This is a genomic window from Pseudomonas sp. R151218B TE3479, from assembly GCF_053629195.1.
Genome location: NZ_JBRJHV010000001.1, coordinates 5313031 through 5327405 on the forward strand (window position 1 = coordinate 5313031; position 14375 = coordinate 5327405).

The 14375-nt window shown below is 62.3% G+C and carries 10 protein-coding genes; 1 reads left to right on the forward strand and 9 read right to left on the reverse strand.

Annotation, left to right across the window (positions count from 1 at the left end; all coding sequences use genetic code 11):
* Positions 1 to 26: 26 nt before the first annotated feature.
* The 5 genes from AB7M32_RS22850 to AB7M32_RS22870 all read right to left on the reverse strand — a co-directional run bounded on the left by AB7M32_RS22850 (position 27) and on the right by AB7M32_RS22870 (position 4526).
* Positions 27 to 911 (reverse strand): DMT family transporter, encoded by an 885-nt coding sequence (locus AB7M32_RS22850; RefSeq protein ID WP_454251461.1) that lies wholly within the window; start codon positions 909 to 911, stop codon positions 27 to 29.
* Positions 908 to 1567 (reverse strand): dimethylsulfonioproprionate lyase family protein, encoded by a 660-nt coding sequence (locus AB7M32_RS22855; RefSeq protein ID WP_454251462.1) that lies wholly within the window; start codon positions 1565 to 1567, stop codon positions 908 to 910. The genes AB7M32_RS22850 and AB7M32_RS22855 overlap by 4 nt, the downstream gene beginning before the upstream one ends.
* A gap of 172 nt (positions 1568 to 1739) precedes the next feature.
* Positions 1740 to 2639 (reverse strand): glycine betaine ABC transporter substrate-binding protein, encoded by a 900-nt coding sequence (locus tag AB7M32_RS22860; protein ID WP_454251463.1) that lies wholly within the window; start codon positions 2637 to 2639, stop codon positions 1740 to 1742.
* A 202-nt stretch (positions 2640 to 2841) separates the two neighbouring features.
* The gene (locus AB7M32_RS22865) at positions 2842 to 3777 is read right to left on the reverse strand and encodes an electron transfer flavoprotein subunit alpha/FixB family protein (protein WP_454251464.1); all 936 of its coding nucleotides are present in this window, start codon (positions 3775 to 3777) and stop codon (positions 2842 to 2844) included.
* A complete protein-coding gene (locus AB7M32_RS22870) occupies positions 3777 to 4526 on the reverse strand; it encodes an electron transfer flavoprotein subunit beta/FixA family protein (protein ID WP_454251465.1) in 750 nt (249 codons plus the stop codon). The genes AB7M32_RS22865 and AB7M32_RS22870 overlap by 1 nt, the downstream gene beginning before the upstream one ends.
* 223 nt (positions 4527 to 4749) lie before the next feature.
* Between AB7M32_RS22870 and AB7M32_RS22875 the strand changes: the two genes are divergently transcribed.
* Positions 4750 to 6786 carry an oxidoreductase gene (locus AB7M32_RS22875; RefSeq protein WP_454251466.1) on the forward strand — a complete coding sequence of 679 codons (2037 nt, stop codon included), beginning with the start codon at positions 4750 to 4752 and terminating at the stop codon, positions 6784 to 6786.
* A gap of 323 nt (positions 6787 to 7109) precedes the next feature.
* Here the strand turns inward: AB7M32_RS22875 and AB7M32_RS22880 are convergent, their stop codons facing one another.
* The 4 genes from AB7M32_RS22880 to AB7M32_RS22895 form a co-directional block, all read right to left on the reverse strand.
* Positions 7110 to 7391, reverse strand: a complete 282-nt coding sequence (locus AB7M32_RS22880; RefSeq protein ID WP_454251467.1) for a hypothetical protein — start codon at positions 7389 to 7391, stop codon at positions 7110 to 7112.
* Positions 7392 to 7487: 96 nt separating this feature from the next.
* Entirely contained in the window at positions 7488 to 9599 is a 2112-nt protein-coding gene (locus tag AB7M32_RS22885) for an ATP-binding protein (RefSeq protein WP_454251468.1), read from the reverse strand.
* Between the two features lie 274 nt (positions 9600 to 9873).
* Positions 9874 to 12951: an error-prone DNA polymerase gene (locus AB7M32_RS22890; protein WP_454251469.1), complete on the reverse strand. Its 3078-nt coding sequence runs from the start codon at positions 12949 to 12951 to the stop codon at positions 9874 to 9876.
* Complete coding sequence (locus AB7M32_RS22895) at positions 12948 to 14369, reverse strand: Y-family DNA polymerase (protein ID WP_454251470.1); 1422 nt, start codon at positions 14367 to 14369, stop codon at positions 12948 to 12950. Before AB7M32_RS22895 ends, AB7M32_RS22890 begins: the two co-directional genes overlap by 4 nt.
* Between the last annotated feature and the right edge of the window lie 6 nt (positions 14370 to 14375).

Below are 14375 nucleotides of genomic sequence, written 5' to 3' on the forward strand. Positions count from 1 at the left end.
AAATCGAATAAAATTAAACAGGCTCCCTACCCTTTCGCCTTGATCGCATACAACCCACCGGCAATCACCATGCACGCCCCCACGACGGTCCATGGGTCGGGCAGTTCGCCGAACACGAACAGGCCGATGAATGTGGCGAACACCAACAGCGTGTAGTTGAACGGTTGAAGCGTACCTGCCGTTGCGTACTTGAGCGCCTGGAGGAGTAGCAACTGCGCCACCATGCCGATCGTCGACAGCACGGCGATCAGGCCCCACTGTGTCGGGTTCGGCGAAACCCACCCTGGCAAGCCAGAGAACGTGATGGCCAGGGCGCCGAAAAAGCCCATGTAGAGCATGTTCGTCGCGAATGAATCATCCCGGCTGATCCGACGTGTCAGCACACTGAAGACCGCGAATCCCAGGGCCGACAACAGCGGAATCAGCGCCGCCAATTCGAAGACGCCGGTTCCCGGACGGAGGATCACCAGGGTCCCCAAGAACCCTATGGCCGCAGCCATCCAGCGGCGGACGCCGATGAACTCCCCCAGGAACGCGCCTGCCAAGGCCAGGGTCATCAGCGGAAACACCGCATACAGGGCATGCATCTCAGCCATGCCAAGGTAGCGCAGCCCCAATCCGAACAACGCGCTTTCGCCCACCCCCAGCAAGGCACGAATAACCTGCAGGGCAGGATGATGGCTTCGACACGCCGCTCCCAGGTGGCCGCGATAAAGGCTATAGCCGACAGCGAATGCCAGAAATACCCAGTAACGCACCATGACAAGCTGGGCGACGGGAAGGTCCTTGACCAGCACTTTGGTGATCCCATCCTGGCTTGCAAAGAGCAGCATGGAAAGCAGGCACAAGAGGATTCCAAGTTGCGGCCGCGGGGCATCACCCACGGTGTGTATCACCCGTGGTCGGCTCACGCGCAGGGCTCATGGAGCAATCCCCACAGCGCCAGGAGTGGCACTTGCGTTGATCTCATCGCATGGGTGCAGGACGGTGGGTTTATGACAATGCCACCTGCCCCGGGCGTCCACCAGCCTGCGTCCTCGCGATACCAGTCGCCTGGGGACAACACCAGATAGAACTCAGCCGGAGGATGCTGGTGGAACGGATAACAGGTTTCAGGCGCCATGAGGGCCAACCCCAGGGTCATACCGGGATATTCGAACAATCCCTCAGGTCCGGTGACCATGCCATGGCGATGCCGCTCCACGAACCGATCGTCCTGGCCGGCCTGGGCCTGACGATTGATCCAGGGAACATGGGGCACCAGCGCCTTCAACGCCTCCAATACCCCTGCCAGGTGTTCGGGAACGCTTGGCGCAGCGTCGAATGCCTGGGCCAAATAGGGCGCCAGGACTGTCGGTAACGCGCGGGGCGTTGCCGGCGGCAACTTGAGGGTCCACTCGGTCGCGCCCAGGGCGGCGGCATAAGCCTGTGTCGCCCCGGATGTACCGCCCTCTAGGTGATTCGAGAGGATTTCATGCAGCGATCGCCGAAGCCACTGCGCGCTGCGGGTGACAGACGGATCCAACGACAAAGGCTCGTGGCGGGTGATCATCGTTTTCAACCCCATTCCTGAGTCAGACGCAGAAGAAGATGACAGGCTGCTCAACGTATCCCAGCGGTACTGGAAGCGGGTCCCGGCATGTTCCAAGGGTAGCCCGAACGGTATCGATGACAGCCGACGCCCTTCACTTTGCGTCAAGGGCACCGAACTGCAAACACCTATCAAGCAACGGCGGCGATTACTGGCTGACGGTCGCCGAGGCGGTCTGACTGCCAAACATGGCCTCGAAACGAGGCTTGTTGGCGGCGTAGTACTCGGCAACGACCTTGTCTGCCGAACTGTCACGGGCGGTCGCCATCAGCTTCTCAAGGTCGGCCTTGGGAATCTTGAAGTTGGCGAAGAACCGGGCGACATCGGGATGTTCGGCGCTAAAGCCTTTGCGGGCAATCGCGTGAATCTGCTCGGCGCCGCCGAAAACCTGCTTCGGATCATCCAGGTAGCGCAGCGGCCACTTGGCGAACATCCAGTGAGGGCTCCAGGCGTTGATCAATGCCCATTTGTCGCGTTTGAGGTTGCGATCCAGCTCGCTCAACATGCCAGACTCTGAAGAGGCGACCATCTTGTAGCCCTCGAGCTTGTATTCCTTGATGGCCTTTTCCGTGAGTTTGTATTGGCCGTTGCCCACTTCCGAGGTCAGGATCTTGCCGTCGAGCTTTTGCCGCACTTCAGGCTTGTTGAGGTCCTCGACAGTGGCGAGTTCGCTGGCGGGAATGGACGTTGGAACGGCCATGCCGATGCGACCTTCATACAGCACGCCGAGGTCTTCGAGCTTGTCCTGGTATTTGTCATAGAACGCCTTGTGAGTGTTCGGCAGCCAGACCATCGGGATCAGGTCGATATTGCCGTTGGCCAAGGCCTGGAACTGAATGCCAATGTCGGCGAGCACCAATTTGACCGGTTGCTTCAAGTGATCGCGCAATGCGGTATCCGCCAGCTTCACAGCGATTTCCGTATCCGACCAATTCACCCAACCGATACGAATGGGCGTGGGCTCCTCGGCGTGGGCCATCAGACTGCCGGCGGCCATTGCCAGGCCGGCAAGCCAGCCGATACAGGTTTTACTGGACAACGTCATCATGGTGCATCTCCGCGTACTGTATTAATAGTTATTGGCAGGGCAGCAGAAGAATTCACGTTCCCTCATCAAAGCAGAGTGCCATTACACTCCTCAAGGGATTTAATGTTATGCATGGATAAGTTCTGGTTATGCCAAAACCTTTCATGTATTCAGGTCGCTCGGCCCTCCTCCGCCCTTTGGCGGAACTTATGAATGTAAGCACTCACAATGCTTTTTCGAGCGCCGGCAAGGCCTCGAACAAATCCGCCACCCACATGTAATCCGCCACCTGGGCAATCGGCGCCTCAGCGTCCTGGTTGATCGCAACGATGACCTTTGAACCACTCATGCCCGCCAAATGTTGAATGGCACCACTGATACCTGCCGCAATGTAAAGCTCTGGCGCGACGATTTTCCCGGTCTGCCCGACCTGCAAATCGTTGGGGGCAAAACCCGAATCTACCGCCGCACGCGAGGCCCCTACGGCACCGCCAAGCTTGTCCGCCACCCGCTCGATCAGGGCGAAATTCTCTTTGCTCTGCATCCCTCGGCCACCGGACACGACGACGCGGGCGCTCGACAGGTCGGGCCTTTCGCTGGCCGTCAGTTGCTCGCTCATGAAGCGCACATTGCTTGCGCTTTGCCCGCCCTCCACCGCCACCACTTCGCAGCGATGCTCGTGGGACAAGGCCTGGGCGAACGCCGAGGCGCGGACGGTGAGCAACTTGATCGGATCGAGGGACTGCACCGTGGCGATGGCATTGCCGGCATAAATGGGTCGCTGGAACGTGTCCGTCGAGACGATCTGGGTGACGTCGGACAGCATGCCGACATCCAGGCTCGCCGCGATCCGCGGCAGTACATTGCGGCCCATGCTGCTGGCGTCGGCAACGACATGCGTATACCCCTCGGCCACCAGTGAAGTGATCAGCGGCTGAACATTTTCAGCCAGGGCATTTTCGAACATCGCCCCTTGTGCGAGCAGCACCCGATCCAGGCCTTGGGTGAGCGCCGCCTGTTGCGCCACTGCCGATGCGGCCGTCCCGCCCATCACCAGCAAATCCGTCTCGGCCCCCAGAGCCATAGCGGCGGTCACGGCACTCCACGTACCTGCCGTCAGTTGACCGGCACTGTGCTCGGCGATCACCAATGTGCGCATCAAATCACCCCCGCAACGTTCTTCAATTTATCCAACAGTTCGGCCACCGAACCGATGTTGATCCCCGCTTTGCGCACCGCAGGCGGGACCACCCCTAATAATCGAGCGTGTTCCTTCACGCTCGCGCCCAAGGTGTCAGCGGCAATGATTTCAAGCGGTTTTTTCTTGGCTTTCATGATGTTCGGCAACGAGGCGTAGCGCGGTTGATTCAGGCGCAAGTCACAGGTCACCACGGCCGGCATGGCGAGGGCGACCACCTGGCTGCCACCGTCGATTTCACGTTCGACGACCCATTGCCCGTCGACCTGATTGACGGCAGAGGCGTAAGTGGCCTGACCGCTGCCGATCAACTGCGCGACCATCTGCCCGACCTGGTTGTTTTCCTGGTCGATTGCCTGTTTGCCGAACAGGATCAAGTGCGGCTTTTCCCGATCGATCACTTTGCTCAGGTACTTGGCGACATTGAGCGGCTCGAGTACCGCGCTCGTCTCGACCAGAAGCGCCCGGTCCGCGCCGAGCGCCAATGCCGTGCGCAGTTGTTCCTGGGACGCCGACGTGCCCACCGAAACCACCACCACTTCGGATGCCAGCCCCTTCTCCTTGAGACGAATCGCCTCTTCCACCGCGATTTCGCAGAACGGATTCAAGGCCATCTTCACGCCATTGAGCTCAACGTCTGAACCGTCGGCTTTCACCCGGACTTTCACATTCGGGTCGATGGCGCGCTTTACCGCAACGAGTATTTTCATGGTTCCTGGCATAGCGCTTCGCACAGCCCCCTTGCACTTTGGATCGATGCGCGATGGCCGGCCGCACGAGCCGGGCCACCCCTGTTTCGACTGGATGGTAATCCTGGTTTTTATGTCACGCAAGAAAAATGTACACCTGTGTCCCAATCGTTGACACACATGAACATTCGACATACCGTTATGTCAAACCAAGCCTGATGTTCTGTTCCCGGAGCGCAACACCATGTCCAGCGATCCTCTGCTGCAGCCCTATAAGATCAAACACCTGACCCTCAAAAACCGGATCATGACCACCTCCCATGAGCCCGCTTATCCTGTCGACGGCATGCCGAAGGACCTGTACCGCGCCTATCACGTCGAACGCGCCAAGGCCGGCGTGGCGCTGACCATGACGGCGGGCTCCGCCGCCGTTTCCCGCGACAGCCCGCCAGTGTTCAACAACGTGCTGGCGTACAAGGACGAAGTGGTCAAATGGATGAAAGACATCACCGATGAATGCCACGAGCACGGCGCCGCGGTGATGATTCAACTGACCCACCTGGGGCGGCGCACGCGCTGGGACAAAGCCGACTGGCTGCCGGTGGTATCACCTTCCCATCGCCGCGAAGCGTCTCACCGGTCGTTTCCGAAAAAGATGGAAGAATGGGATATCGATCGCATCATCAAGGACTACGTCGATGCCGCCGAACGCATGAAGGCAGCCGGTCTTGATGGCCTGGAGCTGCAGGCTTACGGGCACCTCATGGACCAGTTCTGGTCGCCACTGACGAATGAACTCGAGGGTCCCTACGGTGGCTCCCTGGAAAACCGCCTGCGCTTCACTTTTGATGTATTGCGCGGTATCCGCCAGCGCTGTGGTGAAGATTTCCTGGTCGGGATTCGCTACACCGGCGACGAGGATCTGCCGGGTGGCTTCGGCGCCAAGGACGGCATGCAGATTTCCCACATGCTCAAGGACAGCGGCCTGGTCGACTTTCTCAATGTGGTCCGCGGCCACATCGACACCGACGCTGGCCTCACCGATGTGATTCCAATCCAAGGCATGCGCAACTCGCCGCACCTGGATTTTGCCGGCGAAATCCGCTCGGCCACCGGTTTCCCGACGTTCCATGCAGCCAAGATTCCGGACGTCGCCACGGCGCGGCACGCCATCGCCTCGGGCAAGGTGGACATGATCGGCATGACCCGGGCGCACATGACCGACCCCCACATCGTGCGCAAAATCATCGAGAAGCGTGAAGAAGAGATCCGCCCCTGCGTCGGTGCCAACTATTGCCTGGACCGCATCTATCAGGGCGGCGCCGCGTACTGCATCCACAACGCCGCCACCGGCCGCGAAACCACCATGCCGCACGAAATTCCCAAGGCGTCGGTCAAGCGCAAGGTAGTAGTGATCGGCACCGGCCCGGCGGGCCTGGAGGCGGCACGGGTGGCCGGCGAGCGCGGCCACGACGTCACGGTGTTCGAAGTGGCGGATCAACCCGGTGGGCAGATCCGCTTGACTGCGCAGAGCGAGCGGCGGCGCGAGATGATCAGCATCATCGATTGGCGCATGGCGCAATGCGAACGGCTGGGGGTGAAGTTCCAATTCAACACCTGGGCCGAAGCCGAGACCGTCATGGCCGAGGCGCCGGACGTGGTGATCGTCGCCACGGGCGGCTTGCCCCATACCGAGGTGCTCAAGCACGGCAATGAACTGGTGGTGTCGACCTGGGACATCATCTCCGGTGACGTCAAGCCCGGCCAGAACGTGCTGATCTTCGACGACGCGGGCGACCACGCGGCGCTACAAGCGGCCGAGGTCATCGCCAACAGCGGTGCGAAACTGGAGATCGTCACGCCGGACCGGTCGTTTGCGCCGGAGGTGATGGCGATGAACCTGGTGCCTTACATGCGCAGCCTGCAAGACCTGAACGTCACCTTCACGGTCACCTATCGGGTCGATTCCGTGGAGAAGCGCGACGGTCAATTGGTGGCCAACTTCGGTAGCGATTATGGTCAGGTGCACAAGCAGCGCGTGGTCGATCAGCTGGTGGTCAACCACGGCACCCTGCCCCTGGACGATTTGTACTTCGAACTGCGCCCGCACTCGAGCAATAACGGCGCGGTGGAGCAGCACAATCTGATCGCCGGGAAAACCCAAAATATCGTGACCAACCCGGAGGGCCGTTTCCAGCTATTCCGAATTGGCGACGCGGTGTCGGCGCGTAACACCCATGCGGCTATCTATGATGCGCTGCGGCTGGTCAAGGACATTTGAGGTCATGCCGTTGCGCTCAAGGCGTTCGGTAACCTTTGGCGAGGGCGCTTGCTCCCGCTGGGCTGCGCAGCAGACCCATTTGTGAGCGCTTCGCGCTCAAGCGCGAGCAAGCTCGCTCCCACAGGGATTGTGGGTGTTCATGTGTTTTGCATTCAGCGCAGGCCCCTTGTGGGAGCGAGCTTGCTCGCGATGACGGCGGCACAATCAGCATCGATTCAAGCTGACCCAGCGCTTTCGCGAGCGAGCTCGCTCCCACAGGGTTTGTGGATGTTCATGAGTTTTGCATTCACCACCCTGATGCGGTGTTGTACATCCTTCCTGGTCTAGCCCCCATCGGTGTCGATGTCAGCATCCGTGTCGTCACCGGATTTCGGCCGGTCCGGGTCAGGCTTGAAGCCGGGGCTGAAGGTGTTGTCATTGTCCTGATGATGCTGCTTCTGATCGACTTCAGTGGCAGCGCTGTCAGCCTGATCCGCTCCGGCAGGACTGACGGGCTCGGCACTCGAAGGCTTGCCCGGGGCCTGGGGATCGATGGCCGGATCGTTACGCGGGGATGGCGTCTGCGCCTGGCCTTGTTGCTGAGTGTTTGCGGGATCGTCGTTCATGGGCACCTCGTTCATGACAGGGCCGGATGGATGACCGGTCTTGAACATTCGAAGGTGACGCGACGGCTTCGGTTCCATTTGTTTAAGACGCCACGATCAACCGCCCAGCACGCTCCTCACCATGCGGGCCAGTGCGTCCGGGCCGTAGGGTTTGCTTAACAAATGGGTATCGGGGCTCAATTGATGGTTGCGGGAGATGATGTCCCGGGTGTGCCCCGAGGTGAACAGCACAGGGACCGGCGGGTTCTGCACCTTGGCCCAGGCGGCCAGGTCGGAACTCTTGATCAGGCCGGGCATGACCACGTCGGTGAAGATCAGGTCGACCGGGGTGCCATCCAACAGCAGCTTCATCGCCTCATCGCCGTTGGCGGCCGTGAGGGTCTTATAGCCGCACTGTTCCAGCAGTTCCACCGACGCGCTGCGCACCTCGTCGTTGTCCTCCACCACCAGGATCGTCTCTTGCCGGCCGGAATGAAGCGCGTCGTGTTGCTCGGTTTCCCCTGCTTCGGGCGCAAGGCTTCGAGGGAAATACATCCGCACCCGCGTGCCTTCGCCCAGGTCACTGGCGATCTCGATATGGCCGCCACTCTGCTTGACGAACCCGAACACCATGCTCAATCCAAGCCCGGTGCCCTGGCCATCGGTCTTGGTGGTGAAAAACGGTTCGAACACCTGCTTCAGAACGTCGGGCGGCATGCCGACACCGCAATCGATCACCGACAGCCGGACATAGTCGCCGGCCACAATCCCCTTGCCGGCGCAGAACGCTTCATCGAGCACGATGTTCTCGCCGATCAGACGGATGGTGCCCTCGCCCCGCATGGCATCACGCGCATTGATCGCCAGGTTCAACAGGGCATTTTCCAGCTGATTGCGATCAACATGGATGCACCAGGGTTCCTGGGGCAGGCTCACGTCGATCAGAATGGTTTCGCCCAAGGCCCGTTGCAGCAGTTCCCCCATGCCCTCGTAGATGCGCCGTGGGTTGTAGACCGCCGGTGACAATGGCTGGCGCCGGGCGAAAGCCAGCAACTGCGATGACAACTTGGCCCCCCGCTCCACGGCTTCGATGGAGGCACTGACCCGCCGTTGCACATTGGCGTTGTCCCGTTCGTGGCGGGCCAGCAAGTGCAGATTACCGGCGATCACCTGCAGCAAGTTGTTGAAATCATGGGCCACGCCACCCGTGAGGCCACCAATGGCCTCGAGCTTCTGCGACTGGCGCAACTGCTCTTCGGCTGCCAAACGCGCCTGCACCTCGTCGGCGACACGCTGCTCCAGGTCGCGGGTGAATTTGAGCAGCGAAGCTTCGGCCGTCTTGCGCTCGTCGATATCAATCAACACGCCCGGAAACCGCAGGGGCCGGCCTGTCCTGTCGAACTCGCATCGACCGCTGGCCAGCACCCACCGGTAGTCACCGCCCAGGCGGCGGACCCGATACTCAGCACTGTAAGGCGTGCCTGTGCGCACGGTCAGTTCGACCCGCTGGTTGACCTCTTCAAGGTCGTCCGGGTGAATGCCCTGGCGGGCAATCTCGATGGGCAGTGCGTCCAGCGGACAGTCGGGTGGGTAGTTGAAGGTGCGGGCAAAACGCTCATCGCCCGACAGCGTGTCGGCCTGGATGTCCCAGACGAACGACCCCAGCAAGGGCCCGGCCGAGAGCGCCAGCTGGATGCGTTCATTGACCGCGCGGTAACTGCGTTCGGCCTCTTGCCGGGCGCGCTCGGTCAATACGTGCTCCGTGGTTTCCACCACAATCGCCAGCACGCCCCCCGGGGACTGGTCATCATCGGGCACCGGGCTGTAGTAGAGGTCCATCCACACGTCTTCAGGCTTGCCATCGCGCAGCAGGACCAGCTCTTTGCTGCGGTAGGACAAGGTGCCGCCGGCCAGACAGACGTCCAGTACATGGCGATTGAATTCAGCGACCTCCGGCCAGCCCAACTCCACCGCGCACCCCAGCAAGTAGGGATGGCGGCCGCCGGCGAACTCGGCATAGGCATCGTTGTAAATCATGAAGCCCTGACGGCCCCACAACATCACCATCGGCAGGGGCGAAGCCAGCAACAATTGGACAGCGCTACGCAAGCTGGCGGACCAGTGCTCGATGGCGCCCAACTCGGTTCGGCTCCAATCGAACGCCCGGATACGCCCGGCCATCTCACCGCCCCACCCAGGGCAGCCGTGATTCTGGGATAGAAACTCCATGGTCGACTCTGAACCTCAAAATGCCTGCAGGGAATCTACAGACACAAATCCCTTGCGATCAGAGCTTCGAGCGCCGGGTTGGCGTTTGGTTTCATGCCGATCGGTTTGCGCACAATCCTGTGGCGAGGGAGCTTGCTCCCGCTCGGCGGCGCAGCCGTCGTAAACCGGCTGACGCGGTGTGCCTGATGCATTGCGTAAACCATTTTTTGGGGAGCTGCTACGCAGCCCAGCGGGAGCAAGCTCCCTCGCCACAAAAACGGCGGTGTGCTGGGGCTCAGCGGAAATCGCGGCTCTGCACCTGGATACCCGCCAGCAATTCAGTCAGGTCGCTCAAGCGCCCGGCGATCAAGTGGCGAACCTCGCCGACGCTTTCCCAGCGTCCGTCGACCCTGAGCAATTGCGAGCCCACCAGGATCTTGCGTTGGCGCTCGGCCAGGTCGCGCCAGACCACCACGTTGAGGTTGCCGAACTCATCTTCCAGGGTGACGAAGGTCACGCCGCTGGCCGTGCCCGGGCGTTGGCGACCGGTGACCAGCCCGGCGACGCTGACATTGCGGCCATGCTCCACGTTTTGCAATTCCCGAGAACTACGGCAGCGTCGGGCGCGCAGTTCGGGACGCAGCAGGGCCAGCGGATGAGGGCCCAGTGTCGTGCCCAGCGTGGCGTAATCGGCAAACAGGTTTTCCCCCAGTGTGGGTTCGGGCAGAGCCACGGGCGGTTCTTCCTGGCTGGGCAAACCGGCGAACAAGCCCAGTTGCTTCTGCACGCCGGCCACTTCCCAGCGGGCCCGATGGCGATCCCCGGCCAAACCCTGCAAGGCCCCCGCGTCGGCCAGTTGCGCCTGGGCCCGGGCATCGAGTTGCGCGCGCTCGCCCAAGTCGGCCACGTCACTGAAGGCTCGCTGTCGACGGGCCATTTCGATACGGCGGGCATCCTCTTCGCGAAAGCCTTTGACCATGCGCAAGCCCATGCGAAGCGCCGGTTGTCGGCCTTCAATGGGTTCGAGACTGCAATCCCAATCGCTGGCGCGCACGTCCACCGGACGGATCTGCAATTGATGTCGGCGGGCATCCTGCAGGATCTGGTCCGGGCTGTAGAAGCCCATGGGCCAGCTGTTGATCAGGGCACAGGCGAACGCTGCCGGCTCGTGGCATTTGAGCCAACTGCTGACGTAGGTCAGCAAGGCGAAACTGGCGGCGTGGGATTCGGGAAAACCGTAATTGCCGAAGCCTTTGATCTGTTCGAAGATTTGCGCGGCGAACTCAGCGGTGTAGCCGTTTTTCTTCATCCCCGCTGCCAGGCGTTCTCGATGGGGCTCCAACCCGCCATGGCGCTTCCAGGCGGCCATGGAGCGGCGCAACTGGTCGGCCTCGCCGGGCGTGTAGTCGGCCGCGACAACGGCAATCTGCATGACTTGTTCCTGGAACAACGGAATGCCCAGGGTCCTCCCCAGAACTGTCTTCAGCGCTGGCGAGGGGTACGTGACGGCCTCCTCCTCGTTTCGCCGTTTCAGGTACGGGTGCACCATGCCGCCCTGGATCGGCCCCGGTCGCACGATCGCCACTTCGATCACCAAGTCGTAATACGTCCTGGGCTTGAGCCGGGGCAGCATCGCCATCTGCGCCCGTGATTCGATCTGGAACACGCCGATGGTGTCCGCGCGACTGATCATCTCGTAGGTCGCCGGATCGTCCTTGGGCAACGACGCCAGGGTATGGCGCTGGCCCCGGTAGTGTTCGATCAGGTCGAAGCATCGACGAATCGCGCTGAGCATGCCCAAGGCCAGGACATCCACCTTGAGCAGCCCGACCGCGTCCAGGTCGTCCTTGTCCCACTGGATGATGGTGCGCTCGGCCATGGCGGCGTTTTCCACCGGCACCAAGGTGTCCAGGGGCTGCTCGGAAATCACGAAGCCGCCCGGGTGCTGGGACAAATGCCGGGGGAAGCCGATCAATTGCTGGGTCAGGCTCAGCACCCGGCGCAACACCGGGCTGTCCGGGTCGAAGCCACCTTCACGCAAACGGTCCAGCGGCGGTGCTTCATCGCTCCAGCGCCCACAGCAGTCAGCCAATGCATTGACCTGGTCCGGCGGCAGGCCCAAGGCCTTGGCGACGTCCCGCACCGCCCCTGCACCGTGGTAGCTGCTGACCACCGCCGTCAGCGCCGCGCGATGGCGCCCGTAGCGCCGGAAGACATATTGCAGCACCTCTTCGCGGCGGTCATGTTCGAAATCCACATCGATGTCCGGTGGCTCGTTGCGCTCCTTGGACAGGAATCGCTCGAACAACAGGTCGGTCTGGCTCGGATCGATTTCGGTAATGCCCAGGGCATAACACACCGCCGAGTTGGCCGCCGAGCCACGTCCCTGACAGAGGATGTGCTGCTGTCGGGCGAAGCCGACGATGTCCTGCACGGTGAGGAAATAGCTGTCGTAGCCCAGCTCGGCAATCAACGCCAATTCCTTGTCGATCTGTCGCCGGACCTTATCACTGACCCCATCAGCCCAACGCGCGCGCATGCCGCGCTCGGTCAACACTCGCAGCCAGGACGCCGGATCATGCCCCTCGGGCACCAGCTCGCGGGGGTATTGATAGCGCAACTGGCCGAGGTCGAAGGTGCAGCGTCGGGCGATGTTCAGGGTTTCATCGAGCAAAGCCTGCGGGTAGAGATCGGCCAGATCCTTGCGGCTGCGCAAGTGGCGCTCGCCGTTGGGGTGCAAGCGCTGGCCGGCATCGGCCACCGTGACGTGGTGACGGATGGCAGTCATGGTGTCCTGCAAGGCGCGACGGCCGCGCACATGCATGTGCACATCGCCGCTGGCCACGGCTGGAAGGTTCAAGCGCTCCGCCAACGCCAGCACATCCGCCAGCCGACGCCGGTCATCCTGCCCGCAATGCAACTGGACCGTCAGCCACAGGCGCCCGGCAAACATTGACTGGAGCCAACGGCCCTGGTCTTCGGGGGCTTTAATACCGGGCACCCACAGCGCCAACAATCCCGGCAAGGGCTCGTCGAAATCCTCTCGCACGATGCGGTAGTGACCCTTCTCGCTGCGACGCCGGGCGCGGGTGATCAGCCGACACAAGGCTTGATAGCCTTCCAGGTTTTCCACCAGCAACACCAGTTTCGGACCGTTCTCGATCTGGATCTCGCTGCCGATGATCAGTGGCAGCGCCAACTCCCTGGCCGCCTGCCAGGCCCGGACAATCCCGGCCAGGGTGCATTCGTCGGTGATCGCCAGGGCCTGGTAGCCCTGCTGCTTGGCGCGACGGCACAACTCCAGAGCACTGGAGGCGCCGCGCTGGAAGCTGAAGTTCGACAGGCAATGCAGCTCGGCATACTCAACGCTCATGCGAACCAGCCCTGCAGCCACAGCGGCCCGCCCTCGCCCACTGGTCGATAGGCCCAGCCACGTTGTCCGCTGCGGGTTTCGATCAGGTAATAGTCGCGGCGCACATCCGCGCCATCCCACCAACCGGTCTCGATGCGCTCGGGGCCCATGAGGATGTGCGCCTGACCTTGCGCCAATGCCTGGGGCTCCTCCAGCAGCCAGCCGGGACGCTGCACGCCATCGCGCACCGGACAAGTCTGGGATCGGGGTTGGGAGGTCATCTGCCAGGCGCACTCAGGCCGATGGTCGTCGCGAAACCCCAGGCCCTGCACGGCGTCATCCCCCAGCCGGGCCCGCAAGCGTTCGCGCAGTTGCTCCCAGGGCAATGATTGTTGGGGGCGTTCGTCGAACAGCTCCAGGCGCTGGGGCACGAAGCTCGGCAGGTCTTCGGCACACAAGCGAAAGCCCCGCACCGGGGCCGCGACCTGCACCTGTTCCAAGCGACCGCGGGCCAGTTCGAAGAGCATCGCCGGGTCCCGTTCGGCGCTGAGCAGGCCGACCTTGATCACTGTATCCGGCAACCCGGCGTGCTCCAGGTGCAAGTCGAAGCGCTGCACGCCGCTGTCGCGTCCGCAGAGGAAGGCCGACAGGTCAGCGGTCAGGCGGCGCAACGGGAACAACAGCGCCTGATGGGATTGCACGTCATAGTTGAGCTCGATGCGCACATCAAAACGGTCCGGTGGCAGGTAGAACGACAGCGCCAGGGTGCGATGGCCCATCAACGCATCGAGATGCTTGAGCACCTGGGCCTCGAAGCGCCGCGCCAGGGTCTGCCGGGGCAAGGCCTGGACCTGGCTCAGGCGACGCAGGCCCATGCGCGACAGCGCCATGGCAACGTCGGGCTCCAGGCCGATCCGGTCCACGGGCATGTGCCCCAGGTACTGTTGCAAGGTCTCGGCATCGGGCACCACCAAGGCGTCGTAGGCATTGGCCAACACCCGTGCCGCCACCGGGTTCGGAGCGGCGACGATGCGATGACGAAAGCCCAGTTCGCTCAGTTCGGCCCGCAACCGCGCCTCGAACACCGGCCAGGGCCCGAACAGGCCCAGGCTCGACTCGATCTCGAACAGCACTGTACGTGGGTAATGCACGCTGACCTGGGAACTGAACCGGTAGGCCCAGGCCGCCAGGAACTGTTGCCAGTGTTCGATCTGCGCGGCGTCGTATTCGGCGGTGGCAAAACCTTTGCTCAGGGCCTGGGCGGCGGTCATGGTCTGGCCGGGACGCAAGCCCAGGGCCCTTGCCTGCGCATTCACCGCTTGCAGCACCCGACGCTGGGCCGGACCGGTCAGCAATGCCAGGGGCTGGTCGGGATCGGGGCGCTGACGCAGCGCGGCGTCCAGCGCCAATTGCGGGAAGAGAATACAGACCCAGCGCATCGCAAC